Annotated in this window: 27 protein-coding genes; 12 read left to right on the forward strand and 15 right to left on the reverse strand. The window is 48.5% G+C overall.

All coding sequences use genetic code 11. The annotated features are described in order from the left end of the window. Window positions 1-37 precede the first annotated feature (37 nt). Both AC0YNW_RS07225 and AC0YNW_RS07230 read left to right on the forward strand, forming a co-directional pair. The gene (locus AC0YNW_RS07225; protein ID WP_475831366.1) at window positions 38-598 is read left to right on the forward strand and encodes a helix-turn-helix domain-containing protein; all 561 of its coding nucleotides are present in this window, start codon (window positions 38-40) and stop codon (window positions 596-598) included. A gap of 232 nt (window positions 599-830) precedes the next feature. Next, entirely contained in the window at window positions 831-2,054 is a 1,224-nt protein-coding gene (locus tag AC0YNW_RS07230) for a CynX/NimT family MFS transporter (RefSeq protein ID WP_475831367.1), read from the forward strand. A 139-nt stretch (window positions 2,055-2,193) separates the two neighbouring features. Here AC0YNW_RS07230 and AC0YNW_RS07235 read toward each other — a convergent pair whose 3' ends face one another. Together AC0YNW_RS07235 and AC0YNW_RS07240 are read right to left on the reverse strand one after the other, a co-directional pair. Then, window positions 2,194-2,823, reverse strand: a complete 630-nt coding sequence (locus AC0YNW_RS07235) for an HD domain-containing protein (protein WP_387477866.1) — start codon at window positions 2,821-2,823, stop codon at window positions 2,194-2,196. A 196-nt stretch (window positions 2,824-3,019) separates the two neighbouring features. Beyond that, window positions 3,020-3,352: a hypothetical protein gene (locus tag AC0YNW_RS07240; RefSeq protein WP_475831368.1), complete on the reverse strand. Its 333-nt coding sequence runs from the start codon at window positions 3,350-3,352 to the stop codon at window positions 3,020-3,022. Between the two features lie 210 nt (window positions 3,353-3,562). Between AC0YNW_RS07240 and AC0YNW_RS07245 the strand changes: the two genes are divergently transcribed. Together AC0YNW_RS07245 and AC0YNW_RS07250 are read left to right on the forward strand one after the other, a co-directional pair. Next, window positions 3,563-3,871: a hypothetical protein gene (locus AC0YNW_RS07245; protein ID WP_475831369.1), complete on the forward strand. Its 309-nt coding sequence runs from the start codon at window positions 3,563-3,565 to the stop codon at window positions 3,869-3,871. A 448-nt stretch (window positions 3,872-4,319) separates the two neighbouring features. Next, the gene (locus AC0YNW_RS07250) at window positions 4,320-5,468 is read left to right on the forward strand and encodes an SEC-C metal-binding domain-containing protein (RefSeq protein WP_475831370.1); all 1,149 of its coding nucleotides are present in this window, start codon (window positions 4,320-4,322) and stop codon (window positions 5,466-5,468) included. Between the two features lie 291 nt (window positions 5,469-5,759). Here AC0YNW_RS07250 and AC0YNW_RS07255 read toward each other — a convergent pair whose 3' ends face one another. From AC0YNW_RS07255 to AC0YNW_RS07290, 8 genes are all read right to left on the reverse strand, one after another. Continuing rightward, complete coding sequence (locus AC0YNW_RS07255; RefSeq protein ID WP_475831371.1) at window positions 5,760-6,695, reverse strand: nucleoside hydrolase; 936 nt, start codon at window positions 6,693-6,695, stop codon at window positions 5,760-5,762. Window positions 6,696-6,722: 27 nt separating this feature from the next. Further along, window positions 6,723-7,670, reverse strand: a complete 948-nt coding sequence (locus tag AC0YNW_RS07260; protein ID WP_475831372.1) for a nucleoside hydrolase — start codon at window positions 7,668-7,670, stop codon at window positions 6,723-6,725. A 20-nt stretch (window positions 7,671-7,690) separates the two neighbouring features. Next, window positions 7,691-8,497 carry an energy-coupling factor ABC transporter ATP-binding protein gene (locus AC0YNW_RS07265; RefSeq protein ID WP_475831373.1) on the reverse strand — a complete coding sequence of 269 codons (807 nt, stop codon included), beginning with the start codon at window positions 8,495-8,497 and terminating at the stop codon, window positions 7,691-7,693. Further along, on the reverse strand, window positions 8,494-9,354 hold the full coding sequence (locus AC0YNW_RS07270; RefSeq protein ID WP_387477884.1) for an energy-coupling factor ABC transporter ATP-binding protein: 861 nt from the start codon (window positions 9,352-9,354) through the stop codon (window positions 8,494-8,496). Before AC0YNW_RS07270 ends, AC0YNW_RS07265 begins: the two co-directional genes overlap by 4 nt. After that, the gene (locus AC0YNW_RS07275) at window positions 9,351-10,100 is read right to left on the reverse strand and encodes an energy-coupling factor transporter transmembrane component T (protein ID WP_387477887.1); all 750 of its coding nucleotides are present in this window, start codon (window positions 10,098-10,100) and stop codon (window positions 9,351-9,353) included. Before AC0YNW_RS07275 ends, AC0YNW_RS07270 begins: the two co-directional genes overlap by 4 nt. A gap of 44 nt (window positions 10,101-10,144) precedes the next feature. Beyond that, complete coding sequence (locus tag AC0YNW_RS07280) at window positions 10,145-10,744, reverse strand: ECF transporter S component (protein ID WP_387477890.1); 600 nt, start codon at window positions 10,742-10,744, stop codon at window positions 10,145-10,147. Window positions 10,745-10,836: 92 nt separating this feature from the next. Further along, window positions 10,837-11,547: a purine-nucleoside phosphorylase gene (gene deoD, locus AC0YNW_RS07285; protein ID WP_387477893.1), complete on the reverse strand. Its 711-nt coding sequence runs from the start codon at window positions 11,545-11,547 to the stop codon at window positions 10,837-10,839. Window positions 11,548-11,678: 131 nt separating this feature from the next. Then, on the reverse strand, window positions 11,679-13,130 hold the full coding sequence (locus tag AC0YNW_RS07290) for a helix-turn-helix domain-containing protein (protein ID WP_475831374.1): 1,452 nt from the start codon (window positions 13,128-13,130) through the stop codon (window positions 11,679-11,681). Window positions 13,131-13,584: 454 nt separating this feature from the next. Here AC0YNW_RS07290 and AC0YNW_RS07295 point away from each other — a divergent pair, with 454 nt between their 5' ends. Further along, window positions 13,585-13,980 carry a hypothetical protein gene (locus AC0YNW_RS07295; protein ID WP_475831375.1) on the forward strand — a complete coding sequence of 132 codons (396 nt, stop codon included), beginning with the start codon at window positions 13,585-13,587 and terminating at the stop codon, window positions 13,978-13,980. Window positions 13,981-14,166: 186 nt separating this feature from the next. Continuing rightward, the gene (locus tag AC0YNW_RS07300; RefSeq protein WP_475831376.1) at window positions 14,167-15,033 is read left to right on the forward strand and encodes a phosphorothioated DNA-binding restriction endonuclease; all 867 of its coding nucleotides are present in this window, start codon (window positions 14,167-14,169) and stop codon (window positions 15,031-15,033) included. A gap of 60 nt (window positions 15,034-15,093) precedes the next feature. On the opposite strand, the gene AC0YNW_RS07305 is transcribed toward AC0YNW_RS07300, so the two are convergent. Next, window positions 15,094-15,456, reverse strand: a complete 363-nt coding sequence (locus tag AC0YNW_RS07305; RefSeq protein ID WP_119803166.1) for a helix-turn-helix domain-containing protein — start codon at window positions 15,454-15,456, stop codon at window positions 15,094-15,096. Window positions 15,457-15,601: 145 nt separating this feature from the next. Between AC0YNW_RS07305 and AC0YNW_RS07310 the strand changes: the two genes are divergently transcribed. From AC0YNW_RS07310 to AC0YNW_RS07330, 5 genes are all read left to right on the forward strand, one after another. After that, on the forward strand, window positions 15,602-16,033 hold the full coding sequence (locus tag AC0YNW_RS07310) for a hypothetical protein (protein ID WP_475831377.1): 432 nt from the start codon (window positions 15,602-15,604) through the stop codon (window positions 16,031-16,033). 261 nt (window positions 16,034-16,294) lie between these two features. Next, window positions 16,295-17,329 carry an ROK family transcriptional regulator gene (locus AC0YNW_RS07315; protein WP_475831378.1) on the forward strand — a complete coding sequence of 345 codons (1,035 nt, stop codon included), beginning with the start codon at window positions 16,295-16,297 and terminating at the stop codon, window positions 17,327-17,329. Window positions 17,330-17,356: 27 nt separating this feature from the next. Further along, window positions 17,357-18,562 (forward strand): MFS transporter, encoded by a 1,206-nt coding sequence (locus AC0YNW_RS07320; RefSeq protein ID WP_475831379.1) that lies wholly within the window; start codon window positions 17,357-17,359, stop codon window positions 18,560-18,562. Window positions 18,563-18,691: 129 nt separating this feature from the next. Next, complete coding sequence (locus AC0YNW_RS07325; RefSeq protein WP_475831380.1) at window positions 18,692-19,459, forward strand: tryptophan-rich sensory protein; 768 nt, start codon at window positions 18,692-18,694, stop codon at window positions 19,457-19,459. Window positions 19,460-19,609: 150 nt separating this feature from the next. After that, on the forward strand, window positions 19,610-20,965 hold the full coding sequence (locus AC0YNW_RS07330) for a hypothetical protein (protein ID WP_475831381.1): 1,356 nt from the start codon (window positions 19,610-19,612) through the stop codon (window positions 20,963-20,965). Between the two features lie 96 nt (window positions 20,966-21,061). On the opposite strand, the gene AC0YNW_RS07335 is transcribed toward AC0YNW_RS07330, so the two are convergent. The 4 genes from AC0YNW_RS07335 to AC0YNW_RS07350 all read right to left on the reverse strand — a co-directional run bounded on the left by AC0YNW_RS07335 (window position 21,062) and on the right by AC0YNW_RS07350 (window position 25,621). Next, window positions 21,062-21,787, reverse strand: a complete 726-nt coding sequence (locus tag AC0YNW_RS07335) for an ankyrin repeat domain-containing protein (protein WP_475831382.1) — start codon at window positions 21,785-21,787, stop codon at window positions 21,062-21,064. 32 nt (window positions 21,788-21,819) lie between these two features. Next, window positions 21,820-23,316, reverse strand: a complete 1,497-nt coding sequence (locus AC0YNW_RS07340; protein WP_475831383.1) for an S-layer homology domain-containing protein — start codon at window positions 23,314-23,316, stop codon at window positions 21,820-21,822. Between the two features lie 136 nt (window positions 23,317-23,452). Continuing rightward, on the reverse strand, window positions 23,453-24,148 hold the full coding sequence (locus tag AC0YNW_RS07345) for a response regulator transcription factor (protein ID WP_475832172.1): 696 nt from the start codon (window positions 24,146-24,148) through the stop codon (window positions 23,453-23,455). Window positions 24,149-24,151: 3 nt separating this feature from the next. Next, window positions 24,152-25,621 carry a sensor histidine kinase gene (locus AC0YNW_RS07350; protein ID WP_475831384.1) on the reverse strand — a complete coding sequence of 490 codons (1,470 nt, stop codon included), beginning with the start codon at window positions 25,619-25,621 and terminating at the stop codon, window positions 24,152-24,154. Window positions 25,622-25,804: 183 nt separating this feature from the next. Between AC0YNW_RS07350 and AC0YNW_RS07355 the strand changes: the two genes are divergently transcribed. Beyond that, window positions 25,805-26,503 carry a response regulator gene (locus AC0YNW_RS07355; protein ID WP_475831385.1) on the forward strand — a complete coding sequence of 233 codons (699 nt, stop codon included), beginning with the start codon at window positions 25,805-25,807 and terminating at the stop codon, window positions 26,501-26,503.

A 26,503-nucleotide genomic window follows, 5' to 3' on the forward strand; every position in this document is an offset into this window, starting at 1 on the left:
TTACGGACTGAAGACACAAAATGGGGGGCTGCAACCAATGGAGATCGATGACCCGAAGCAAGTCGTGCTGCAAGTGGGCTCCGCCCTCAAGAAGCTGCGAAAGGACAAGGGGCTGAGCCTGGAGGAGCTGGCGCAAGTGTCGGGTGTCAGCAAGCTGACCCTTGGCAATATTGAGCGGGGAGATACGAACCCAACCATAGGCATGCTGTGGAAAATATCCAAGAGCCTCTCGGTTCCTCTGATGGCGCTCTTCTTCGATCAAAGCGGCGTTCAAGTATCGCGTGCGGGAGAAGGACTCAGAATAGCCGGCGACGGCGAAGCTTGGCTGATCGAACCGATCTTTCAGCAGAGCAGCCAAGATGTCGAGATGTGCCGGGCGTATTTGCAGCCGAATAGCTCTTATTATCCGGAGATGCATCATCCGCACACGACAGAGATTGCTACAGTCATGTCCGGCATGATCGAGATCAACGTGAAGGATGAGACTTATAGGCTGAATGCCTATGATTCCATCAGCTTTCGCTCAGACGAGCCACATTCCTATACGAATCCGAGTGATGAGCTTGCCGTACTGCACCTCATTTTGAGATACAACTAATGTGCAGCTTTCGAGCTATAAATATACGATTGAATCCCTCAATCCGCATGGGTTGAGGATTTTTTGTGTTTCAGCAATTGCGTTTAGTTATGCAGAATTGAGGCAGAATACGGAAGTGGACAAAATGTAGTTTATATATTATTATGTACAATATAAAATAATAAGTATATTATAATATATAAAATATCAGTCATCTCTAATGAATTGTGAGATACAATAGGAGGAAGTCAACATGAATGCAACAGAGCGAATGCAAGAGCATACGGAGAAACAAAGCACCTTTGGCCGTCCTTCGGCAGCTTTTTTACTTATTGCTGGGATCGTCTTTATCGCGATGAATATGAGGGCGCCCTTAACATCGGTAGGTCCGTTGTCGGAGCTCATTCGAGGAGATTTGCAATTGACCGGCACTTGGGCCGGAATGATTACGACACTGCCATTGTTGGCATTTGCACTACTGTCTCCGTTCGTGCCTCGGCTTGGAGGACGATATGGCATGGAGCGAGTTTTGCTTGTTGCGATTTTGTTTTTATTCATCGGCATTGTACTGCGTTCTACATCCGGCACAGCCGCTTTATTCGGGGGTACAGCCATATTGGGACTGGCTATCGCTGTGTGCAATGTACTGCTGCCGGGATTGATTAAGCGTGATTTTCCCGATCGGCTGGGCGTCATGACGGGTGTATACTCTATCTCCATGAATTTGTGCGGAGCTATTGCTTCAGGCATCAGTGTACCGCTTGCGGTGGGCGCAGGATTGGGATGGAAGGGTGCGCTCGGCATATGGGGGATCTTAAGCTTTATCGCTCTATTGGTGTGGCTGCCGCAGCTTCGCTCCCGCCGGGCGGTAATGGCTTCGGTGAGTTCGGAAAGCGAGCGCCGGGTGAATGTATGGCGATCCCCGCTTGCATGGCAAATCACTCTGTACATGGGCATTCAGTCTATGTTGTTCTATGTGCTGATTGCATGGCTTCCTGATATGCTCCGCCTGCAAGGCGTGAGCTCCGATCAATCCGGCTGGCTGCTGTCTATGATGCAACTGGCTGTGCTTCCTTTTACATTTATCGTACCTGTCATGGCAGCTCGCATGTCTAACCAGCGTTATTTGGTTATCATTACGTCCGTTCTTTTATTGTCGGGAACGCTTGGTTTGCTGTATGGAAGCTCTAATCTGCTGATTGCTTGGATTATCTTGCTCGGAATGGGCGTGGGTTTTGCATTCAGCTTGTCCATGATGTTTTTGGGCTTACGCACCAAGACCTCCAGGCAAGCGGCTGAGCTGTCTGGTATGGCGCAATCAGTAGGGTATTTGCTCGCCGCAACGGGCCCGGCGCTATTTGGATACCTGCATGACGCCACCCAAAGCTGGAAGGCTCCTCTAATGATTTTGGTTGCTGCATCGGTCTTGCTCGGGATAGTGGGCCTTGGTGCAGCGAGAAATCGTTACGTGGAATAAGGAGAGGAATTGGTGTGCGTAGGAAGGGCTTTGAGGGATTATCAAGGAAATGTTGCATGATACAGGGAAGCTTTCATGATGTGCGAGAGGTTGTAAATGGGGATGATCGCGTATAAACGGCTCTGCGCTGAAGCATATGTTATGACGCCAGAGCCTCGCTTGTAATTTTCGCGATATCAATGGGGGATCTTGCGCCTTCGCTGACCATGTCAGGCAGGATGTGCTGAAGAAAATAGGTGACGCAGTGCAAGTTAATGCCTTTAATCTTGATTAATGCGCTCCGGTACATGACGATAAATTCCTTCTCGGTATTGCCTCGCTGCAGCTCTGCGAACGCCTCATAGATCTGGTCGAGCTTATCAGCCACTTCGAGAATCTGGCCTTCGATGGAATCATCCTTGCCTTCGCGCAGCTGACGGCGGAAGATCGGCTTGAACTCCTCCGGAATATGCTCGTCGATGAAGTGCGCGACCATGCCTTCCTCGACCTGCTGCAGCATGGAGCGAAGCTCTAGCGAATAATGTTTAACCGGTGTTTTAATATCTCCAATAAAGATTTCGCCGTAATCATGACTGCTTGTAATCTCGTACAGCTTCTTCCAGTTGACGGTGACGCCATTGCTTTCTTCAATGTCCGCCAATGTCTTTGCGTATTGTACGACCTTCCATGAATGAGCGGACACGCTATGCTCCTGAAATTTGAATTTGCCCGGGCAACGAATGATACGCTCCAGATCGGTCAGCGATTGAAAATACGTATGAATTCCCATATGATGAGTTCCTTTCTTTCGACATAGAATAATTGCTTCATGATGCTAAGTATAAATGCCATTTGTTAATGGATGATTAATTTAGCTGCTAGAATTGTAAAACCCGTAAAATGGACTCTTGTCCATCTTACGGGTCAGGTTGCGCGATACCTTTGTGACAGAGGATTGCCATCTACAATCGGTTAACACTAGCGAATTAGATTTCGCGAATAAGTCTGCGAAGACGTCTAATCAGGCGTCTCAGTCTGCGGATTTCTTCGCGGTTACCACCGCGGCGAATCAATCTGCGCAGGCGAATGCGCAGGCGTCTAATCAGACGTCTGATTCTGCGGTTTCTGCGATTGCGTCCCCGTCCGTCACCGCAATCACGGTCGCGTTCGAAGCGATCACAGCGATCAAAGCGATCAAAGCGATCAAAGCGATCAAATCGGTCAAAATCGAAATCATCAAAATCAAAATCATCGAAATCATTAAAATCGTCAAAATCATCATCATCAAAGCGGTTGCTGATCTCTGCTTTTTTGCTCATCTCCATCTCCCTCTCTTCAAGAATAGTTCATTCTATTCAGTAGATTTGAAATGGTATAGATAGATTGATAGGGTGATTCATTGATTTATTTCCGCGTTATACGGAAAAGCAGACGGTTGTCCCGCTAACTCGAAAAGATGGACCTTTATTGATGCGCCCTGCCCGGTATACAAAAAACCTGTAAGATAGGCCATCGCCATCTTACAGGTTTTGAGTTGCCTTAACCCCGATCTCGACCCCGATCTCGACCCCGATCTCGACCCCGATCTCGACCCCGATCTCGACCCCGATCTCGATCTCGATCTCGACCCCGGTCTCGATCCCGATCTCGATCCCGATCCCGATCTCGACCCCGATCTCGATCCCGATCCCGATCTCGATCCCGATCTCGATCTCGATCCCGATCTCGATCCCGATCCCGATCTCGATCCCGATCTCGATCTCGATCCCGATCTCGATCCCGATCTCGATCCCGATCTCGATCCCGATCTCGATCTCGATCTTCCAATCTGCGAATGAGTCGGCGGATGCGTCGAATGAGGCGTCTCAGTCTGCGAATTTCGCGGCGGTCAGCGCCGCGGCGAATCAATCTGCGCAGGCGTCTAAGGAGACGTCTCAACAAGCGTCTCAGTCTGCGGAGTTGACGGCGTCTGTCGCCGCCACCGCGGCCGTTGCGTTCAAAGTCTTCGAAGTCAAAGTCTTCGTCATCGTCAAAGCGCTGGCTAATCTCTACTTTTTTGCTCATGCCTATTCCCCCTCTCTGCTAGCGAATACTACATCGTATTCAAAAGTTAATAGATGGTATGGATAGATGAATAGGGAGATTTAACTGAATCTTCTGGCTAACATGCGTGAAAATTAAAACGATTAATAATTTTCAGGGAAGAAGCATTTCAGCGAAGGTAGTGGTATAGTAGTCAGGAGGGCAAGGCATGACCGTTTATTTTTGCAAGAGATGGAGAGGAATATGAGTAACTTAAATAAGAAGACAGAAATAGCTTTGAATCGTAATTATGTGTTGGAGTCAGTATCTGAATTCGGGCTGAACCATGTGCTCATGCAGCAGAAAAAAGATAGCCTCATGCAGAAAGCAAGCGCTTATGCCATTGTTGGACGCTCCAAATTGAACAAGGCTGACCTGGTGTCCGCATTAGCGGAGGCTATTGTTCAACCGGAGGCATTGCAGGAGATCCTTTTGCTTATGCATAACGATGAATTCAGCTTTTACCAGGGGCTGCTGACTTCGGAATCTGTAACTGTAAGTGAATATATGCCTGTCAAATTCAGGTTTCTCATTCATAATGGCGTGCTCGTGAGCGTGATGCAAGAGGGCCAATACGGTTACTTTATACCGCCTGAAATAAAAGAAGCGTTGAAGAAGCTGGATTGGTCGCATGTAAACAAGACAAGGACTTATGAGCAACTGGTGCTGGATTATATGACTGCTGCAGTTCACCTGTACGGCGCATCCAAGCCGGAGCGGGTTGTAGAAATCTATAATTCGCATCAAGCCGTTCCCATTGAGCTTCATGCTCTGCGTACAGTCGGCGAGTTTCACAGTAACAGGGAGCAGCCATTTGTATGGCACCAGAATGGCTACCTGATCGATACGTATTTTGAAGAGGCTGAACTCTCCGAGCTGGAGGAGTTGTTGGCTAAAATAAAGGACAAGCCTCATTATTTGCCAAACCAAGAGGAGTTTCTTAAGTATGCCAGCCCGGCGCATTATGAAATGACACCGCAGCTGCACAGGTTAAAGCTGTATATTCAGAAGGAGCTTGAGCAGAGGGAGGGGATTGCCTCTCTGGTCATGGAGAATATCCAGCTTATGCTCTCCTGGGAAAGCGGGATGGATGAGGTTCTGAGTGAGCTTACAGATCGAGGGATCGTGTTCCAGGATCTCAATCAAGCGAAAAAATTCGTCAGCCTGGTAACGGAGGTTGCAAACCATACGAGAGTGTGGTCGAATGGCGGATATACAGCTGCTGAATTGACCGAGGCGGCGAGCCCTTCGAAAACAGGGTCACGCCAGCACTTGAACCCGGTGAAGATTGGGCGCAATGATGCTTGCTACTGCGGCAGCGGCAAGAAATTCAAAAAATGCTGCAGCGCTTAGCCCTACACGACAAAGAATTTGTCTCAAAAGGTGAAATAACGTTGCCACGCAACACTAATCGCATCAAATGTGAAGAAACTCGAAAATAGTGGTGCTGAGAAACGTTAAATGCTCCAAATCGCCTCAAAAGGTGAAATAACGTTGCCACGCAACACTAATGATGCAAAGAAAAGGGCAGTTCCAGATCGTCACGATCTGGAACTGCCCTTTGTTATAATCCACGGACTCGCCTGTCCGGCTAGCTACATAAAAGGAGTGCACGCACCCGGCGTACACTCCTTTTACTGCTGTTTATGTCATTAATGTCTTCATAAAATGATCCTGAAACCGCTTGGCGTCGACACGGGTGCAGACGTTGACGTTCGGCTGGTCTGTACAGCGCGGACGCAGGTCGGCAATGGTTCTGCCATAGGAGTGGACACCCTCGAGGTCTACCTGGAGAACCATTGGCTGCACCTCGACCAGGCTCGGGTCGATCGCAACAGCTACCGCCAGCGGATCATGCAGGGCACAGCCTGTCCGATCGCCATAGGCTTCCCGGTAGCCTTCGATATAGTAGGAGGTAATGTCAGCCAGGAAGCGGGTAAGGTCCGAATCCAGCTCTCTCCACTGCTGAATATCCTCTAGCCTGAGCTCAGTCTGCATGGTGACATCCAGTCCGACCAGCGTAATCGGAGCTCCGGATTGGAAGACGAGCTGAGCCGCTTCCGGGTCGGAATATACATTCGCCTCCGCATGCATCCGGCGGTTACCCGCCACCTCCACAGCTCCGCCCATTACGATAACCTGCCGCACCAGTGTAGTAATCTCCGGCGCTTGCAGAATGGCAGCAGCCAGATTGGTCAATGGGCCGACACAGATGAGCGTCACCTGCTTGGGGTATCGCCTAATCTGATCTACCATAAAGGCCGCCGCGGGAGTTGACACCGGCTTGCCTGCCGGATCGGGGAATGTCAGGTCGCCAAGCCCATTCTCGCCATGAAACTGGGCGGGATAGTCCTTCTTAGAGGGATGGAACAATGGGGCGGCTTCGCCCATTGCGACAGGAATCCCGGTTGCTCCTAGCCGCTCCAGCACATGGAGCGTATTGCGTGTCGCGTGGTCCACCGGTACGTTTCCGAAGCAGGTTGTGATCCCGATAACATCCAGAGCCTGGGACCGGACAGCGTAGGCAATCGCCAGCGCATCGTCAACCCCTGTATCTACATCCAATAATATTCGGTGCATCAATCATGCTCCTCCTTCGTCTGACGGTTATGACAGCACCGTGCGAATGTAATGCTGCAGGAATGCCTCTTCACGGACATGCATACATACGGAGGCATTGGTCCGTGACGGCGGCCGTCTGAAGTCGACCAGCGTCGCACCGGAGGATAGCTGACCCTTTGTCTCTATATAGACGTAATAATCCTCCATCTCTACAAGGGAAGCATCCTCGACGACAGCCAGTGCCAGCGGATCATGCATTAGCCGGTTTTTGCCCTCGTTCAAGCGCTCGCTTGCCTCAAAGCTGAATGTGAAGATATGCTGCATGAATGCTCTTAATTCTGCCTGTTCATCCCTAAAGCCGTTCATCAGCTCATGAAAATGAGCTTCGCCGAATTTGGCCTTCCCGGTCACGTCCAGGCCTACCATCGTAATCGGAATCCCGGATTCGAACACCCGGTGCGCCGCTTCAGGATCGCCGTGGATGTTAGCCTCGGACACTGGCGTCGTATTCCCTGGCACCTTGACGGCGCCTCCCATCAGCACCAGCTTCGCCTTCTGCGCAATCGACGGATCTTTGGCAAGGGCGACTGCCAGATTAGTCAGCCTGCCGGTGAATACCAGCGTAATGTCATGCGCCTGTTCCCGCACCTTTCGCACGATGAAGTCGGATGCCCGCTCGTCCACTGGCAACTGGCTCGATTCAGGCAGCTCGTATCCGGCAAGGCCGTTTGCTCCATGAATGGCGGTTACATTCTCGCGGCGGGGACGAAACAAAGGAGCATTCGCCCCCATGGCAACCGGAATCTCGTAGCGGGGCTGTGCCAATTCCAGCACCCGGAGCGTATTCTCCGTCGCCTGCTTCACATCCACATTGCCAAATACCGTTGTAATGCCTTCTATGTGCAGCTTATTGGATTTAACGGCAAAGATGAGCGCCAGGGCATCATCCACACCAGTATCCACATCCAACAGGATGTGCTTTACCTGCTCCATATCGTCACTCCCTTATTCCCTCACTTATGCTTGGCAAGCTCGTCCGCAAGCTCCGGTATCGCCAGGATGTTGCTGCCGATACCCAGGGAGTAGCAGAGTCTGCTAATATGCGGCTGCTTCAGCATCGCCTGCTCCAATACATCCAGATTCCAGAAGATGGCCCTCTTGTCGTCATCCGCAATGACCTGGCGGTTCGCCATGACGATGACCCGCTGGAAGTTGTTCACGACAAATTCCATATCATGCGTAATCGTAATAATGGTTTTACCTTCTTTTTTTAAGGTCTCAATGAGATGAGACAGCCGCTCCATAGCCGGAATATCCTGGCCTGCTGTCGGCTCATCCAGAATGATGACACTGGAATCCATCGCAATGACGGAGGCAATCGTGACGAATTTGCGCATGGAGTAAGGCAAGTTGTAGGGATTGTCCTTAAGGTATGGGACGACACCTGCCAGCTCCGCCGCTTTCATGACATTCGCTTTGACTTGGTCCTCCGGCAGACCCAGCTTGCGGGGGCCGAATTCAATCTCGCTATACACATCGTTATGAAAGATTTGGTCATCCGGGTTCTGGAACACATAGCCGACTTTTCTCGATATTTGCGCGGTCGTATAATCCCGCGTATTCCAGCCATCAATGACGACGTCACCTTCGGAAGGCTTCAGCAGCCCGTTCATCATCTTGACCGTCGTTGTTTTACCCGCGCCGTTCTGGCCTACAATGGCAACCGACTCGCCTTTATTGAAGGTCATGTTGACTCCATCCACTGCTTTATACCCGTTCGGATAGGCAAAGGATACGTTCGTCAAAGTGAGGAAGCTCATGCTTTTACCCCCTTCTTCATCCAAGCCTTCACGGCTTCAATCGCTTCTTTTTCCGTTAACGGTATCGTACCGAGATCCATTCCGCGCTTGCGCATTTCCAGGCCGAACATCGAATATTGAGGGATGGCGGCCCCGAATGAAAGGGCGCGCTCATCGGTAAGAATCTCTTTCGTGTTACCTTGCATCACCACTTCACCCTCGTTCAGCAGGATGACGTAATCGGCATATTCGGCAATCAGTTCGATTTTGTGCTCGACGAGAATGATCGTTTTTCCTTTCTTCTTCATCAGCTCAATAATTTTGAATACTTCTTCCGTGCCCTTCGGATCAAGCTGGGAGGTCGGCTCGTCAATGACCAGCACATCCGGCTCCATGACGATAATGGAAGCGAGGGCAACCCGCTGCTTCTGGCCGCCGGAGAGCTCAAACGGGTTTTTGTCCCGCAAATAGCCGATTCCCAGCATCTCAATAACCTGAGCCACCTTCTCACGGATAAGCTCGGGCTCCATGCCCAGATTTTCAAGGCCAAATGCGATTTCCTCGAACACGTTATCCTTCACGCCGCTAATTTGGGTAAAAGGATTCTGGAACACATAGCCGATTTTTTGCGAAAGCTCGCCCAATTCCCACTCGCGGATATCTTTGCCCTCAATCAGCATCTCGCCGCGCAGATCCCCTTTGTAGAAATGGGGGATAAACCCGCGGATAACGTTGCACAGGGTTGTTTTTCCGCCTCCGTTGGCGCCAACCAGCGCATACAGCTTGCCTTTCTCGATCGTTACATTCACGTCTTTAAGTGCATCAGTCTCGCTAATGGGGTATTGGTAGGATAAATTCTTGATCGTTATAATACTCATAGCGCAACTCTCCAGACGATTAGAATAACAAGCAGGACAAGCAGCAGAATTTGAACCAGCCGGTCAGCCTTTGTTTTCTCCAGCTTGTAGATGCTGCTTTTCTTCACTTTGGCTGAGAAAGCTCTCGATTCCAGCGTTAATACCCGTTCCTCCGTGCTTGCCACCGATCCGAGAATAAGCGGACTAAGCGTTGGTATGAAAGCCTTCATGCGGACAAAAAGCTTGCCTTCGGTTTCGACGCCTCTCGTTTTTTGCGCATCCATGATGACATGGGTTAGCTTTTTCATCTCCGGAATAAGCTGTAGCGTGGACAAGATCACATAAGTTACTTTGGACGGCAGGCCGACTTGTTCCAGAGAATAGACCAAGTCCTTGACCTTGGTGATGCGGAAGAACAGAATGAACGCCGATGCTACCGCCACGATTTTGGATGTCAGGAACAGGGCAAACTCCAGACCTTCCCGCTTGATGGAGAAGATGCTCCAGCTCCACATAATGTCTTTGCCGGGATAGAAGAAGCATTGCAGAATAAAGATGAACACAACAATCATGAGCAGTGCCTTGACCGCCAGATTGGAAAATTCCTTGAAGCTGCCGGCAAAGTAGGCCAGCACCATGCAGATCGGCAGAACGGCGTAGCTGAACCCGTAGCCGGGTACGATAAAGGCGGCCAAACATAAAGCGATGGTAATGAAAAACTTGGTTGTTGGATAAAGACGGCTTAGCATGGACCGTTCATTATTCACAAGAACCCCTCCTTCTAAAGAGCGCAACCATTACTGGCTATACGTCATTTCTTTTTGATGAATATCGCGCCGTAATTCAGCTTGGATAAGTATCTCGGGGACATCTTCATCACAATGGCAAAGGCAATGAGATTGGTGAGAATTTTATCGACGCTTTCCAATACAATTTTGGTTGAGAATACGGCTGTCCATATCTGTTGTCCGGAAGCCAGGAATGTAGCGACCAAGGCATCTGAGGAGTTGCCGGTTGCACCGCCGAACATCAGCACCTGGATCGGAGATGCAACGATCAGTACGGTCAGTACGACGACTAATGAAGCCAAGATGACTTTCCACAGCTTCGTATACATCCCTTTCATGGCCAGTACGCCGACCACCAGACCGACGGCCATTTGTACAGGTGTAAATGCGAATGAGACCGGGTTCGTTATTCCGACTACGAGATTGGTGCTTGCGCCCGTAATCATACCAACCCAAGGACCGCCAATCATAGCGGTCAGAATCGTTCCGATGGTGTTCAGGAAGATCGGCAGCTTGAGCAGGAGCACAATTTGCGCACCGACAAAGTTGATTGCGATACCGATCGGAATTAATAAAATGGCCAACAATGAAAAATCATATTTCAGTCCGCGTTTGATTCCCATCGCTTTTTCCCCCTAGGAGCATATTTGGCATAAAAGAAAACCATTAAAAGTGCTTGTTCAAAAAGTTGGCTTTTTGAACATCCTCTTCAAGACTATTCGTCAGCTAAGATCGTATGGAGCGCCACTTCCACCATGTCATGGAACGACTTCTCGCTTTGTTGATGAGAGGAGCGTTCATTGGTCAGCAGATGGCTGCCTACCGTTAAGATGGACAGGGCCTTCACACCATACTTAGCGGCCAGCGTGTACAGCGCCGCACTTTCCATCTCGACCGCGAGCACACCGAAATCCATGAATTTATGAAGACGATCCAGCGTTTCCCTGTAGAATTCATCCGAATTATAAATATTGCCGACAAAGACATTGACGCTTTTCTCCTGAGCCAGTTGATGGGCCTTGCTTAACATCCCATAGTCGGCTGTAGGAGCGTAATTGCAGCCATAAAATATTTTTTCCATCATATTGCTGTCTGATGATACGGCTTGGGCCAGCACGATATCGCGGACCTGAAGCTCTTTTTGCATGGCGCCGCATGTACCGATACGGATCAGCTTTTTGACACCGTAATCCTGAATCAGCTCTGTCGCATAAATACTCATCGTAGGGTTGCCCATTCCTGTGCCTTGGACCGACACCGGAACCCCTTTATAAAGCCCGGTATACCCATACATGCCTCTCACTTCGTTGTAGCAATGGACATTCTCTAAAAAGTTCTCTGCTACAAACTTTGCCCGAAGCGGATCGCCGGGCAGCAGCACACGTTCTGCGATATCTCCCAATTTTGCTCCCAAATGTATACTCATGTTGCTCCTCCTGCTGGCCTCCCTCTTAAGAAAGCGCTTTATTATCTTGCTGTCTCCATCATAGTAATAATCAGCGGGAGAACCAAGACCAGAAAGTTACGGAGCTTAACGGAAAAATGCAACCATGGGCCTCATGGTTGCATTAACTCCTTGCGGATATTCTCCAGATCCCGCTTGGTCGGTATAGTTGAAATGATGACCACGGGAACGCTATTCAGCTCAACGGGGAAGGTGCTGATGACAAAATCAATGCCGTGCTTCTGAATGATTTCATCGGTAAGACCCTCCATAATGGAGGTGTTGATGATCAGCTCGTCACCGATTTCATTCTTGATGAGCTTAGCTACGTAATGGCGGATGGAGAATTCCCCGCCGATCAGCAGGAAAGCTCTTTTGCTCTTGTAGCGCAAGCTGGAGATGATCAATAACGTCAGCTTCGTCAGATGATAGTCATTATACAGAATATCGGGATACCGCTGACTCCATTCCTGCATGCAGCTCTTTACACGTTGGTACATGGGACTGCATACTTTTTGGACATATTCCGTCAGGTTGCTTGTCGAGATCGCGATCATATCGGGCAGCACATTTTCCAGCCGCAGCTTCTCAAAGAATTCCCCGACTTCCCAGATGAACCGGTCATTCATATCAATGGCAGGAAAAGCGTTGAGCGCAAGCATGAGAAAATGATTAACAATTTGATATTTTTCCTCTTGGATCTGCACGAGACTGGTTTTCTCCATCGCGATCATCGTGCTGACTTTCGCATTATCATAATAGTTGTATTGGCCCAAGCTGAACATGGCTTGAAGGAACCGGATTTCGTCCATCGGCAAATGAATGGAGTACCTCTGCTCAAGCGCACGGGCCAATGCGGTAACAGATGAGTGGAGCATGCTGTTCTCCCAGTCGTATTGCCCCCTCGGAACGTCTGCATATTTGCCCTGCAGTACCCTCGTCATAATAATGGCTGCCAGAAAGGACAAGCTCCGCTTGGCATTGAGGAAATACACGATATCATTCTCCGACTCGATTGTCGTGATGTATTCGTGGATTTGAGTCTGATCCATGCCGGGGAACGGCCAGCCGGAAAATTCATAAGCATCGTGATACAGCTTCCAATAAAAATAACGGATATTCATTTCATTGCCTTTGACCTCGGGCATGGAATACGCGATGCGGAGATGATATCGTTTCAATTCATGATTGTTCAGCCGAATAATCAGCTTTTTCAGCGAGGAAGAGCTCATATACAGCTTGTCGGCCAGCTCTTCCAGTGAGCTTTGGCCCCCCTCGGCGAACAGCAAATCGAGCAGCTGATATAAGGTTCTCTGCCTGTACATGGATGAGATGACTTCGCCAATCGCGACATTTCGTTTCTCATAATGAAGAATGACGCCTTTTCCGCGGGAAATCTCAATATGAATCGAAGGAGGAAGCTCCTGTATGGTTTCGTCAATAATTTTACGGATCGTTTTGTCCGATACGCCAAGCTGCTCTTCAATTTCGGCCAGAGTAAACCAGCGATATTCCGAATCGAGCAGAGTCAACAGCTTTTGCGTCAATGTAAATTCCTTTTCCATGGTCTGATCTCCCTTCCTGAAAGAATCAGTAAGATGAAGTCGTCTCTTAAGTTGATAGACCTAAGTATGGGACAGAATGCGCGTATTTATAAATATTTCCGTGAAACGTTCATTGGGTGGACGCCTCATGCGGTGTACAGAAGGACGAGTGTCCTTATAGGTATCGTAATGGGCTTTGCGGCTTTAAGCAATCGGTATATTCAAGCGTTAGGGAAACTAACCCTTTTGCCAATGCAAAAAAACCTCCAAGTTGCCTCCATATCAAATTTGAAAATTCTAAATGGATGATTGATGTCAAAAGAAAATAAAGGTATTGGGCCGGTAATGTCACATTACGTTGATAGGCAGGATAGCAAAATAATTTCACGAATACTTTCTGCATAGAGTTATTTAAGATGTTCGTAAATAAGATGTTAGATGAAATACCACAAATAATGAAAGGACAATAACAACAATGAAATCAAAGACTATAAAATTACTTAAGTCATCACTACTTCTCTCAGTAATATGTATATTTGTTTCTTTAAATGGATTGTTTTCGAATTTTATTGTGCAAAATGTGCAAATACCTACCTGGATAATTTTAATACAGATTATTCCACTGCCAATTTTTTTGATTGTATTAACAATGACTAGTCTTGATTTAGTCAAACAGGATTATGTAACTATAAGGGGAAAATTAGTTGAAAAGAAAGTATATACTGTTGGAGTTTTAATGGAAAATGGTAAAGTGAAGAAATTTAGGGCGCATAAAGAATTTGTTAAAGAGATTAAAGAACTGAAATTACAACAAGAAATTGAAATCCAGTATTACAGACGAACTAAAGCAGTGACACAAATTAAGAATTAATTGAACCAGAGTTCCGCCAGTAGTTATTTCTTCCAGATCATCGCGGAGCGGTATGAGAAAGGAGCGATTATCCTGACCTCCAATAAATCCTACGCGCATGAGGAGAAAAAAGGTCGGACTCCATACCGCGTCGAATCATTAAACATAGATTGTTCAGTTTATAAAATGACGTCGAGGTACGAAGTGATGAATGAAGAAGAGCTGAAAACAAAGTTTTCAAATTTGTCCATCTGGAAAAAGAATGGTCAGAGAGCACCGCATAAACCACTATTGCTGTTACTGGCACTTGCTCTATTCCAACAGAATATTACGGTCCTTTTCTATGAGGAGATTATGGTCAAACTAAAAAAGCTGTTATTTGAATTTGGACCTCCAAGAAAATCATATCATCCGGAAGAGCCTTTTGTAAGATTAACCACTGACGGTATCTGGGAGTTGAGTGAACCTGTAGATAAGAGGCGTTTTTCGGAGAAACAGCTTATAGATAACCATGTTACAGGCGGATTTACTACTGAAGTGATAAAGTTGTTGAACAGGAAGGGAGATTTAATTCAGGAGTTAGCAGAAAGATTGCTTTATGATCATTTCCCTGAAACGACACATCAAGATATTCTTGAAGAAGTGGGGTTAGATACCTCTGTTGTCATTAGACGGAGACGCAGTCCTGATTTTCGAAATAAAATATTGAGAGCTTATGAATTCAGTTGCGCGGTCTGTGGATTTAATGTTCGGCTAGGTCATCAATTAGTAGCAATAGATGCAGCGCACATCCAATGGTATCAAGCTGGTGGACCTGATCGTGAAGAGAACGGAATTGCTTTATGTACATTGCATCATAAACTGTTTGATCGAGGCGTATTTTCTATTACGAATGATCGACAACTTCTGGTTTCGGAAGAAGCACATGGATCGCAAGGCTTTGAAGAATGGCTGATGAGATATCATGGCACAGTTATCCGTTCACCAATAAATCCTCTGTACAGGCCTCAAAAAGATTATCTCGATTGGCACGTAAAGGAAGTATTCAAAGGGCCTGCTCGTTTTTATGGTTAATATAACAGAAACCCAGCCCGTAAAGGCTGGGTTTCTGGGTTTTGTATTGTTGAAATAGAATTACTGCCGCCCGAACGACTTCAATATTTCCTCTGAAATCCGATGAATGGCTTTAACTTCTTCTAATGATTTGCTGCGTAAAAATTCAGTATGTACCGTTAAGACGTACTCTTTATTCATTTCTGTTTCATCAACCGGGTTATCCTTTAAGTTGTTAAACGGGAATAATTCGTTATATTCAACATCGAGCGCAATAAGGATCTTTTCCAGTGAATCTAAGGATATGTTGCGGGTTCCTCGCTCGACACCACCGATATATTGATACATGAGGTCAGCCTTTTCTGCCAGTGCTTCCTGTGTCATTCCTTTTCTTTTGCGAATGGTACGTATGCGATTTCCGATAAATTTTCTTAAGATCTCCATTAGCAAATTCACCTCATTACTATGAGGGTAGGTAAATGGATATGAATTTATAAGTCACTTATGAGTTTTATTATTGATATTAATACATATTAGGATTATAATGAATTCGTGAACAATCTAACATGTCTAACGTAGGGAGAAGGGTATGGATCTTCTTATACGCGGTATTCCGGCAAAAGCGTTGTTTTATCATTCCGATAGCAATGAAGCCTATGAAGTGTTCGTTTCGATTCAGCATGGCTGGCCTGATGCGCCGCGCTACTGCCGCAGATATGGGGACGAGGACATCTTAGAGGTGGAGCGGTGCGACTACGAGTTCATCCATTATGTCCATAATCGAGCGCTGAAGCGTTATTTTGTGGAGAAAATGATTATGGATACGGAGAGCGAAATTCAGCTGTACGAGAAGGAAATCATGCATTGTCCGATCATTCATTTGGCCCAAAGATGGGGAGATGCGGATACCGATAAATGGTGGACGCAGCTTTATCCGTCACGCTTCGAATTGCTGCGATTGAACAAGCAGCGGGCGTTAAGACGGCTTAAGCGTTATTTGAAGCTGCGCCAAGAGTGCTGAAATTATAGAAATTCCGGATTAACCATTGCCGGCAATAATGATGCATTTTAAAATATAAAAATAACTAAGCGCAACTAGCAAGTAAGAAGGCAGCTTAATAAGATGGCTCGCCGAAGTGAAAAACCTGATCGATTTTGGTCAGGTTTTTTGCTTTTTTGGCTATTTGCAAGATCTATATTGTTCAAGTGAATGATTCCTGCTATGATCATGATGGCTTATTAAACGCATTTAAAAAGTCTTTCTACTCCGAGGAAGGTGAGATTGGTGAATGAAATCCCTTCATCGCAAGATACGAAGCTAGCCATCATACGGGGCATTCGGTCGGTGTTGCTGGAGCTAGGCAGCGCTACAAAGGCGGAGCTGAGCGGGGCCTTGAACATAAGCTTCCCGACGGTCAGCAAGTTTCTGCTGCAGATGGAGAAGACGGGGGAGGTTTCTTTGCTTGGACTGGATGAGTCCAGCGGGGGACGTCGAGCGCAAAGATACGCCTATAACCCGAACTACCAGATGGGCCTCGCTATTTTTCTGGAGCGTCATGAAACGAACTATATTATATTCAATGCTTCCGGCGATCGAATGGATGATGGCCACGCGGGCAGTCTGCTCGGGGAAGAGGTTTCGAGCTTAACGAAGCTTATTGAGGCGATCAAGCATGCTTATCCTGCCATTCAAGCCGTATCGATCGGTGTACCGGGGGCGGTGAATAACGGCAAAATCTTTCTTATTCCTGGGTATAAGAACTATCATGGATTGGATTTGAAGCAATATATCGAGAAGCATTTGTCTATTCCTGTTGTCGTCGAGAACGATATGAACGCCGCTGTTCTCGGCTATCAGGCTCATCGCAAGATGCAGGAGAAGACGTCGCTGGTTTACATCTATCTGGGGCAAAATGGTCCAGGCGCTGGGATTATCGTAGGTGGCGAGATTGTGCGCGGGAAGTCGTTTTTTTCGGGCGAGGTTTCTTTTATTCCGCAATACGATCATCAAAACTTTCAACAGGCTTTAACAAGCGGGAAGAGCGGAGGAGACACCGTGACAGTGACGGGGGAACAAATGGATGCGATTGGACGTATTGTCGCTTCTATAGTCGCCATCTTGAACCCTCATGCGATTATCTTTGGGAAAGAAGAAGTGAATTCCTCCATGCTCCATCTGATCGCGGAGAGAAGCGCAGTGTATGTTCCGAAGGAGCATCTGCCGGAGCTGGCAGCAAGCGATTGGAAGCAGGATTATCTATACGGATTGCAGCGGCTTGGACTCGATTTGCTGCTTTCATGCAACACTCATACGTAATCACCACGAAGGAGCAAAGATATCATCATGGCAACGTTCTTCTTAATAATTATTTATTTGGCATTTATTAGCTTGGGGCTGCCGGACTCCATGCTGGGGTCGGCATGGCCTGTCATGAGACTGGATATGGATGAGTCACTTGGCACTGCGGGCGTGCTGTCCATGGTTATTGCAGCCAATACGATTATATCTAGTTTATTAAGCGGGACAGTGCTGAGACTGTTCGGCACCGGGAAAGTGACGCTGGTCAGCTGTATCCTGACAGCTGGAGCATTGGTCGGCTTTTCATGGTCGCCTTCCTTGATCTGGCTTGTCCTGTTCGCGATCCCGCTTGGACTGGGCGCTGGTTCTGTCGACGCGGGCCTGAACAGCTATGTCGCTGCCCATTACAAAGCTCATCATATGAGCTGGCTACACTGCTTCTGGGGTGTCGGAGCATCGCTTGGACCGATTATTATGGCCTCGTTCATGGCTGGCGATAACTTGTGGAGACAAGGCTATCTGGCGGTAGCGGGCATTCAATTTCTGCTCGTCATTATTTTGTTCGCTACGCTTCCTTTATGGGATAAGGTGGCGAAGAGCAGCAAGGTTCATCAGAACGAGCTGGAGGGACAGCAAGAGTATGACGAAGTTGCTGCTGCGGCTTCCGGTACGGTCAAATCTTGGCGTGTAAGAGGAGTTAACCTGGCTCTGCTTACTTTCGTGTTTTACAGCGGCGTCGAAGCCAGCGTAGGCTTGTGGGGAAGCAGCTTCTTGGTTAATATCAAGGATTTGCCTGCGGCTACTGCCGCTCAGTGGGTATCTTTATTTTATGTAGGGATTACGGTCGGCCGGATGCTGACTGGGTTCATTACATTTAAAGTGAACAACCGTATGCTGATTCGATACGGTCAATGGGTTGCTTTGGCTGGTACCGTGCTCTTGATCCTGCCGCTTCCGTCCATCGTTTCACTAGCTGGATTGATGATCATCGGACTTGGGCTGGCGCCAATCTTCCCGTGCATGCTGCACGAGACACCGGCACGATTCGGCAAAGGTCATGCTCCGTCCATTATCGGCTACCAGATGGCGGCGGCCTATACGGGCAGCACCCTCGTACCGCCATTATTGGGGCTGCTTGCGTCCAACTCTACGATCGGCATCTTCCCGATGTTCATCATTCTGTTCGCCGTAGCGATGATTCTGTGTACGGAGCGACTGAATTATTTTGTGCGAAAAGTGCGGGTTGGATAAGAGTTTCAACGATTGTCATAGCTGCCTCCATGTTTAAAACATAACCATTCGGGTAAAGGCATAACATACCCAGTACAAGGGCTGTACAAGTCCGGCGCAGGATGGGATTGAAAACATTGGAGGCTGCCTATGAAGCAGATGTACGCATGGCTTAATTTGATCGGTTTTGCCGGTATGATTGTGGTGAATTTCTTGGCGAATAAGCTGCCTATTGGCGGCAAAACAACTGGAGAGATCTCGGCACAATATCCGGTGCTCATCACGCCTGCCGGTTATGCTTTTTCGATATGGTCCATCATCTATATGCTGTTGTTCCTGTTTGTCATTTATGGTTTTACGAAGGACGGGAGAGCCAGCGGCAGGGTATCGGCGATTGGCGTATTTTTCTTTTTATCTTGTTTGTTTAATATCGGATGGCTGTTGCTGTGGCATTATGAGCAACTGACAAGCAGCGTGTTTATGATGTTCGCTTTGCTGATCACGTTAGGTATCGTGTATGGCAACATCAACCGTACACAGCCCGCAAGACAAGCGGAAAGATGGTCGGTTCGGCTGCCGTTCAGCATCTATCTGGGATGGATTTGTGTCGCGACGATTGTGAACGTGGCAGTTGCGCTCTCTGCCGGCGGTTGGGACGGATTCGGCCTTGCGGATACAATGTGGGCGATTATTATGTTGGGCATCGCGACGGTTGTCGCTTTGGCAATGGGATTATGGTATAGAGATGTCGCCAGCATGCTCGTGTTTATTTGGGCGTTCATTGCGATTGGCATCAAGCAGCAGGCTTACCCGGAGGTTGCTTACACGAGTTATGCTTTAGCAGCGCTGCTCGTTCTTGTGGCATTGTTCATCGTTGTGAAAATGGTGAAGGGGACGGAAGAGGCAAAAATAGTGTAGCTAATTCTGTTGATCTTTGTTGCAGGTATAAGAATTACTTGCAACATAACCAGTCTCTGACGTGTTCCTATATAAAGTACTTAGAGTGAAGACGGTGGCTGAGAAGCCGCCGTTATTTTTATATATTGGAATAAGTGAAGGAGTGATTGAATGCACCGATACAGAACGGGTTTAATATTCATCTTAACGGCGTTACTTATTTTATCCGTCATCCTGAATGTGTTTCAATTCAATAAAAACAAAAAAATGGATTTTGCCATCTACCAAGTTGCAATGGATTTTAATCTTCAACAGTACAGCAAAATTGGAGAGATTCAGCAAACCTTGGCGAAAGCCGTGGATGAAAAAAAGTTATACGCTAATGATTTTCGACTCCGTGAGCATATTCAACAATTAAGCATGACTTATATGGAGATGGTGATCCTGTATAGGACGCTGAATTCTTACCGGGATGTTAGCAGTATTGGAACGAATCGCTTGATGGATATGCTGCGGGATTATGCTCAGTACTTCTCACAATTTAATACACAAGAACTTCCTTTAGCGGAAGATGAGAACGGACCGTATGTACAATTAACCGATAGTCAGGTTGAAGGCATAGCTGTAATTGCACAAATGATGGGTGAACTTGATCACATCAGATTAGGGGTCGGGTCTTCATCGGAAGATATCCGTTCGAATTGGGAGAATATCATGCGGAATAATGAAGCTGTTAGCAACTCGCCAGATGTTGCAGATAAGCATCAGCATATTATTAATGAGATTATTCAGGAAGAGGACTCTACACCACAAGTTGAATTGGATAGGGCCACTCTTCCCGATGGTTACACCGTTGATTCGATAAAAAATGCAGTTATAGAATATGCCAACTATCGGATGTGGACAAGTCCGGATCACATCTACGGAACCGTTAGTGAAAAGAGCTTTGAGCCTTTCATTGGTCAAACAATTGATGTAGACGTTCGAGTGTATGCCGATGAAGCAGGAGAGGAGACGGTGTATGCCCACACGAATAAGGCGGATTGGCTAATCGTGTTAAAGCAGAAAGTGGACATTGTATACGGAGACGGACAAGTGAGCGAAGGGGAAACGAGTTGGCCGCAAGGGAAGTGGGAGTCCGTGGCTCAATTTCCGGTTTTGATCGAGAAGGCCCGTAAGCCGAACTACGGATCTTCTCCACGCAAAGACAAGATGATTGCTGCGGCAGAAGCTCAGTTAAAATACTATCTATGTGAAGACTTCGTTCGAGGAGAAGGCGGGGAGAAGTGGATTGGCGCCACAGCTTACTTGACTGACTTCTTTGAGTATGAGGAAGGTGCTTCGGCTTGGCTGATCCGTCTCGATGGGTATGCTGTCAATTCACCGGTCGCTTTCGTCGAGGAAAACAACACAATTAACGCAACTGGGGCAAAAGGCTTCATTCTGGAAAATATACACTTGCAGGACCCTGGATTTACGTATGAGCAACAGATCAAAGACACCGTTTTAAAGTTTACTTGTGAATAGAACAATTTAAAGTTTACTTGTGAATAGACCAAAATGCCAGAAGGGCTGTTCCAGCAGATGATCTGCGGAACAGCCCTTTTGTTATTAACAGCTCGATTACCTCGCTCCAGCTTGCTCCAAGCTCTTAATCATCTCTTGATAGCCGTGCTTCTTCGCATGCTGGAGCGGGGTGACGCCTGCGGAATCGCCGAGGTTGACATCGGCTCCGTGTTCAATCAGCAGATTGACGATCCGCTGGTGCCGCTCGCCTCCGTCGCCTAATATGACGGCCTCCAGCAGAGCGGTCCAGCCTAGATTGTTCACATGATCAATGTTTACGTCAGAGGTCGTCAGCAGCTCCTCCACGATCTCGACATGACCCCGGTCAGCGGCGGGGATAAGGGCCGTGCCGCCAAAACGGTTGGTCAGTGTCGTATCCGCTCCCGCTGCGATGGCTGCCCGGACGAACGGGAGCAGCCCTTCCGCTCCTGCGTAGAGAAGCGGGTTATCAGAACGCTGGTCCCGAGTATTGATATCTGCACCATGCTGGGCGAGAAGGGTGAATACATCCAATTGATTCGAATGGACTGCGATCATGGCGGAAGTTCGTCCTTTCGCATCGACAGCATTCGGATCGGCCCCTTCATCCAGAAACCGGAGCACCGCTTCCTGATCCCCTTCTGTGACTGCGGTCCATAATGCCTGATTCTGATCAAGGTTTCCCATATCATTCACCGTCTGGGAGGATTGCGGCTGGCCTTCTGTCTGAGAGTCGCGGTTGCTTTGGCAGCCTGAGACAATCAGGGTAAGGGCTAGCAGGATTAAGACGCTTATTCGCAACATGTCCCATCCTTTCTTTCAAGATTAACGTTGATTTACGATTGCAGAGTAACGTTAGTTGCCGTTGCCCAGCTGCCGACAGGAGTTACTTCATACGTAACGCCTTCAGCAAGCTTGCCTTCTTTCTGCAGTTCGAATACGCCAACCGCGCCTTTGCGGGTTTGTACTTTGTATTGAGCAGTAAGCGTCGTGCCGTCGGAGCCCTTCAATTGAACCGAGCGGTAACCGAACAGCTCATCCCCAGGGTCCGCTGTCAGTGTCACATTCAGAGTAGCCGCATCTACCTTCGATACGGAAGCAATTTCAAGCGGCGACATAGCCTCAGCTGTGAATGTGTTGTTTTTCAGCTCGAACCAGTCCGCTGTCACGGTATATTTTACGCCAGGCTGAAGCGTAGTGCCAGCTGGCAGACGGAACTTCGGCTCTTGCTTGCCGTCGGTCGATTGTGTAAAGCCGACATAGCTTACTGTAATCGGCTCTCCACCTTCAGGTGTCAGCGTAGCTTGTCTAGTCGCCAGGGACGAAATGATTTGCAGAGGCTGTCCATTCCACTTGTTGTTCTCATCCACGACGATCGCATTGGCACCGCGGCCTCCCGCATAAGCGGAGATGAGATAGCCATAGTCAACGACACCGTCCGCGCGGAAGGAGTCTACCTCGAACGTATCAGCCGTTACTTGGCGGACGTTCTGAAGCTGGATCATCTCATCGCTTGCTTGTACCGTATGCGTGTGCTGACCTTTATAGTTTGTCGTATACGTCGTACCCGGTGTCATCGTCTGTACCGGAACGATGTAAGTGGCGATCGATCCCGTCTTCAGACGCGGCTGATTGACGAGCTTCAGATCATGGTCGAAGGCAAAGTTGGCATTGGCTGCAACAGTCGTCTCATCCTCCAGCGTAAGAGGTGCGGAGAACGTCACTTCCAGCGTAATTTTGTTCAGCGATCTGATGGATACGATCTCGGCGGCTTCAGAACGAATCGCCTTCTCGGACAATACAAGCAGTTGAGCGGCTTGTCCGCGAGTCAGACCTTGCTCTCCGGCACCGAGTTGTTCCATCCAATGTTGAATGGACTTGGTATCACGTTGCAGTGCTTTGGCGATGATCGCCGAGATATCGGAGCTTGCTGCCGGTGCGTTCGGCTGCACGGCCTCTGCGCTTTCTACCAGGCCGCTTGCAGCAGCGGCTTCCAGATACGAGGTGTACCAGTGATCTTGCTTGCCTTCCAATTGCTGTGCGGCTTTGCCTTGATCAGGATTCAGCGCGAGCAGAATCATCTTCATCATCTCGGCATTGGTTACTTGCTTCTCGGCTCTCATGCTGCCGTCGGCGTAGCCTCTAAGCACGCCTTGATTAATCAATTGTTGAATGGCCTGTTCGGCTTGCTGATTGAAATTCGTAATGGCAGATTGCTGAATATTGGCTACCGGCGCCAGTGATGCCGCTTTTGCCGTGAACGGAAGCAATGCGCCCCCGCCTATAAGTGCTGATAGAGCGACGATTGCCGCTTTCTGATTGATCGTTTTCATTGCTTATCTTCCTCTCCGTTAATAGTGGTGTGTGGCTTATATTCATCTTAAGCGACCACTCTAAATCGGCAGATAAGAAAGTATAAACAATTTCTAAACGGGAGGATAACTTTTTGCAAACTCTGCTGTCAGATCATCAGATCGTAAAGCGATAGCCAGCACCCCAGACCGTATCGATGAACTGCGGATTGGAAGGATCGGCCTCGATTTTCTCTCGGATTCGGGAGATATGAACCGTCACTGTAGCGATGTCGCCGCTCGATTCCAAACCCCAAATTCGTTCGAACAGCTCATCTTTATTAAACACCCGGTTAGGATTCGAAGCCATGAACAGCAGCACCTCGAATTCCTTGGCAGTGAGTGCTACTTCCTTGCCATGCACGAAAACCCGATGCGAAGACTTGTGGATGGACAGCTCCCGGATATCGATACGGTCTGTGTTCGCGGCTTTCTGTCCGCCTGTGAATCGTTCATATCGCGCCAGATGCGCCTTCGCCCGGGCGACCAGCTCGTTCGGGCTGAACGGCTTCGTGACGAAGTCGTCCGCGCCAAGGCCGAAGCCCCGGATTTTATCGATATCCTCTTTCTTCGCGGATACGATCAGAATCGGCACATCCAGCTGCCCCCGGATCATCCGGCAGATCTCGAAGCCGTCCATGCCCGGCAACTGAAGATCGAGAATGATCAGATCATAGCTTCCTTTGAGTGCCTTCTCCGCGCCGTCGCGGCCATCGTGGCACACATCCACGCCGAAGTCATGCAGCAGGAAGTAGTCCTTTTGCAGCTCCGCAATATAAGGGTCATCTTCAATGATTAAGATTTGCTTCACGATTCATCACCGACGATCTACAAAGTTTTTTAGTGTAAAACAGATGGTTGTGCCTTGTTCGGACTCGCTGCTTGCCCAGATTTCACCGCCGTGTCCTTCGATAATCTGTCTTGCAATCGCTAGCCCCAGTCCGCTGCCGCGCACGGATGGACTTCGTGATGCTTCCTCCCGGTAGAACCGCTCAAAGATATGAGGCAAGGCATCCGGGTGAATGCCGGGGCCGTTATCCGAGATGCAGATTAAGACTTGATCCTCCTGGCGCTTGATGCCGATCGTCAATTGCTTGGGATGCTGATTCATGTACTTCAGAGCATTATCAAGCAGGTTCATCAGCACACGCTTTAGCTTCTCGCGATCAGCCAGTACGAACAGCGTCTGCGGCTCCTCCTCCCAGCGAACCTCCACGGACTGGTTGTCGAGTTCGATCGACAGCTCGCTTACTATGCGATGCAAGAACGGACTCAGCTCCACTTGCTCGAACGAGAAGGGCTCCTTGTTCAGATCAAGCTTGGAATAGAAGAGCAGCTCATCGACCAGCCGCTCCATATCGGAGGCTCTCGTGTGGATGGCCTCCACGTATTTGCCTAGCTTCTCCGGCGTATGCGTCACGCCGTCCCGAATGCCCTCGGCATAACCCTTGATCGTCGTAATCGGTGTACGGAGATCATGCGATATATTCGAGAGCAGCTGCTTGCGGTTGTCTTCGTAATGGAGCTGAAGCTGGACCGACTGATGCAGCTTATCACGCATTTGGTCGAAGGTTTGGACCAGCTGTCCCACTTCATCGCGAGAGGAAGCCTTAAGCTCATAGGTCAAGTCGCCGTCTTTGATATGCTCGGCTGACTTGCGGAGCTGGTCCAGCGGATGGACAATCTTCCGGGTCACATAACGATAGAGCAGAAAGCCGGTTAATAATAAAATCGCAACAAAGACGAATATTAACAAGGGAAGCAAGGTGCGAATCATCTCGGCAAAGGGGCTTCTCTCCCGCAGGACAAAGATGCTGCCCTTCTCATCGGTTTCCGCAGAGAAATAGAAATCAAACTTCGCATACGAGAAAAAATGATTGCCCGCATTCATGGTATGGCGAATGGTGTTGTTATACATATCGTAAGGCGGCAATACCTCGTCCAGATTGACATCTTTGAGCTTGGGAGCGGCATAGAGGATCTTATCGTTCTCCCGAACGACGAGCATCGCCTGTACCATTTTCAGCTGATAATCATATTCTTCGAGTATTTGCCGGTTTTTGAGCTGGGCCGGATCATGCTTGGCCAAATATTTCATGTCGAGAAATAAATTTTCCTCCTCCTCGGAGAGAGGGTGGAGCGATAGATGGATCTTGTAAAAGCTGCTGATACTGCGGAAGTCGCCTGTCACGGCTACCGATAGCAGATAAGCGGCAAGCACGAACAAGATGACGGAGATGACGACGACCGATGTGAACGACAAGAGCAGTCTGAAGCGAATCGACACGCGCAAGCTCTCCTTTCCCGGCGGATTCTTCATAGTAATAAACTGCGCAGTGCGCATTAATAAAGAATTGTAGTGGAGATTGTTATTCTTCGCAACCGTGAGACTTATCATCACGCCCGTTTTCTATTATCTGCCTCCCCATGCTATGATGGTGTCAAATCATACGTAGATCAGGAGATTCATATGGAGAAGACCAAAATACTCATCATCGAGGATGAAGCGGCCATTGCCGACCTGCTTGCCTATGGATTAACCAAGGAAGGTTATGAGGCGAGGACGGCATCCAGCGGTGCGGAAGGATTTCGCGAAGTAGAGCAATTCCGGCCTGATCTGCTTCTATTGGACTGGATGCTGCCAGATGCGAGCGGGTTGGATATATGCAAAAAAGTGACCGCGGAGTTCAACATTCCTATTCTGATGATTACCGCCAAATCTGATATTACGGACAAAATTCTCGGCCTCGAATTCGGTGCGGACGATTATATTACGAAACCGTTCGATCTGCGGGAGGTTATTGCCCGGATTCGTACAATTCTCCGCCGTCTGGCGCAGGCGGGCAGGTCCAGTCAGGAAGAGAACCATAGCGATGCCATACAGATCAAGCATATCGAAATTAACCGCAGCGAGCGAGTCGTGAAGAACCAAGGTTGCGCTGTGGAATTGACGCCCAAGGAATATGATCTGCTGCTGAAGCTGACCGGCAACCGGGGCCGGATCTATTCGCGGGAAGAGCTGCTGGAGCTGGTATGGGGCTACGACTATGCGGGTGAGACCCGGACGGTCGACAATCATATTCAGCGGCTGCGCAAGAAGCTCGATGCCGTCGATCTGATCACGACCGTCTTCGGTGTCGGCTACAAATTCGAGAAGGACATGGATTAG

The sequence above is a fragment of the Paenibacillus sp. J31R120 genome (genome assembly GCF_056269225.1).

What these genes read in the sequence shown, in the direction of transcription:
- AC0YNW_RS07225 (WP_475831366.1), top strand. Translation starts at nt 38, where the DNA reads ATGGAGATCGATGACCCGAAGCAAGTCGTGCTGCAAGTGGGCTCCGCC.
- AC0YNW_RS07230 (WP_475831367.1), top strand. Translation starts at nt 831, where the DNA reads ATGAATGCAACAGAGCGAATGCAAGAGCATACGGAGAAACAAAGCACC.
- AC0YNW_RS07235 (WP_387477866.1), bottom strand. Translation starts at nt 2,823, where the DNA reads ATGGGAATTCATACGTATTTTCAATCGCTGACCGATCTGGAGCGTATC.
- AC0YNW_RS07240 (WP_475831368.1), bottom strand. Translation starts at nt 3,352, where the DNA reads ATGAGCAAAAAAGCAGAGATCAGCAACCGCTTTGATGATGATGATTTT.
- AC0YNW_RS07250 (WP_475831370.1), top strand. Translation starts at nt 4,320, where the DNA reads ATGAGTAACTTAAATAAGAAGACAGAAATAGCTTTGAATCGTAATTAT.
- AC0YNW_RS07255 (WP_475831371.1), bottom strand. Translation starts at nt 6,695, where the DNA reads ATGCACCGAATATTATTGGATGTAGATACAGGGGTTGACGATGCGCTG.
- AC0YNW_RS07260 (WP_475831372.1), bottom strand. Translation starts at nt 7,670, where the DNA reads ATGGAGCAGGTAAAGCACATCCTGTTGGATGTGGATACTGGTGTGGAT.
- AC0YNW_RS07265 (WP_475831373.1), bottom strand. Translation starts at nt 8,497, where the DNA reads ATGAGCTTCCTCACTTTGACGAACGTATCCTTTGCCTATCCGAACGGG.
- AC0YNW_RS07270 (WP_387477884.1), bottom strand. Translation starts at nt 9,354, where the DNA reads ATGAGTATTATAACGATCAAGAATTTATCCTACCAATACCCCATTAGC.
- AC0YNW_RS07280 (WP_387477890.1), bottom strand. Translation starts at nt 10,744, where the DNA reads ATGGGAATCAAACGCGGACTGAAATATGATTTTTCATTGTTGGCCATT.
- deoD (WP_387477893.1), bottom strand. Translation starts at nt 11,547, where the DNA reads ATGAGTATACATTTGGGAGCAAAATTGGGAGATATCGCAGAACGTGTG.
- AC0YNW_RS07290 (WP_475831374.1), bottom strand. Translation starts at nt 13,130, where the DNA reads ATGGAAAAGGAATTTACATTGACGCAAAAGCTGTTGACTCTGCTCGAT.
- AC0YNW_RS07295 (WP_475831375.1), top strand. Translation starts at nt 13,585, where the DNA reads ATGAAATCAAAGACTATAAAATTACTTAAGTCATCACTACTTCTCTCA.
- AC0YNW_RS07300 (WP_475831376.1), top strand. Translation starts at nt 14,167, where the DNA reads ATGAATGAAGAAGAGCTGAAAACAAAGTTTTCAAATTTGTCCATCTGG.
- AC0YNW_RS07305 (WP_119803166.1), bottom strand. Translation starts at nt 15,456, where the DNA reads ATGGAGATCTTAAGAAAATTTATCGGAAATCGCATACGTACCATTCGC.
- AC0YNW_RS07310 (WP_475831377.1), top strand. Translation starts at nt 15,602, where the DNA reads ATGGATCTTCTTATACGCGGTATTCCGGCAAAAGCGTTGTTTTATCAT.
- AC0YNW_RS07320 (WP_475831379.1), top strand. Translation starts at nt 17,357, where the DNA reads ATGGCAACGTTCTTCTTAATAATTATTTATTTGGCATTTATTAGCTTG.
- AC0YNW_RS07325 (WP_475831380.1), top strand. Translation starts at nt 18,692, where the DNA reads ATGAAGCAGATGTACGCATGGCTTAATTTGATCGGTTTTGCCGGTATG.
- AC0YNW_RS07330 (WP_475831381.1), top strand. Translation starts at nt 19,610, where the DNA reads ATGCACCGATACAGAACGGGTTTAATATTCATCTTAACGGCGTTACTT.
- AC0YNW_RS07335 (WP_475831382.1), bottom strand. Translation starts at nt 21,787, where the DNA reads ATGTTGCGAATAAGCGTCTTAATCCTGCTAGCCCTTACCCTGATTGTC.
- AC0YNW_RS07340 (WP_475831383.1), bottom strand. Translation starts at nt 23,316, where the DNA reads ATGAAAACGATCAATCAGAAAGCGGCAATCGTCGCTCTATCAGCACTT.
- AC0YNW_RS07355 (WP_475831385.1), top strand. Translation starts at nt 25,805, where the DNA reads ATGGAGAAGACCAAAATACTCATCATCGAGGATGAAGCGGCCATTGCC.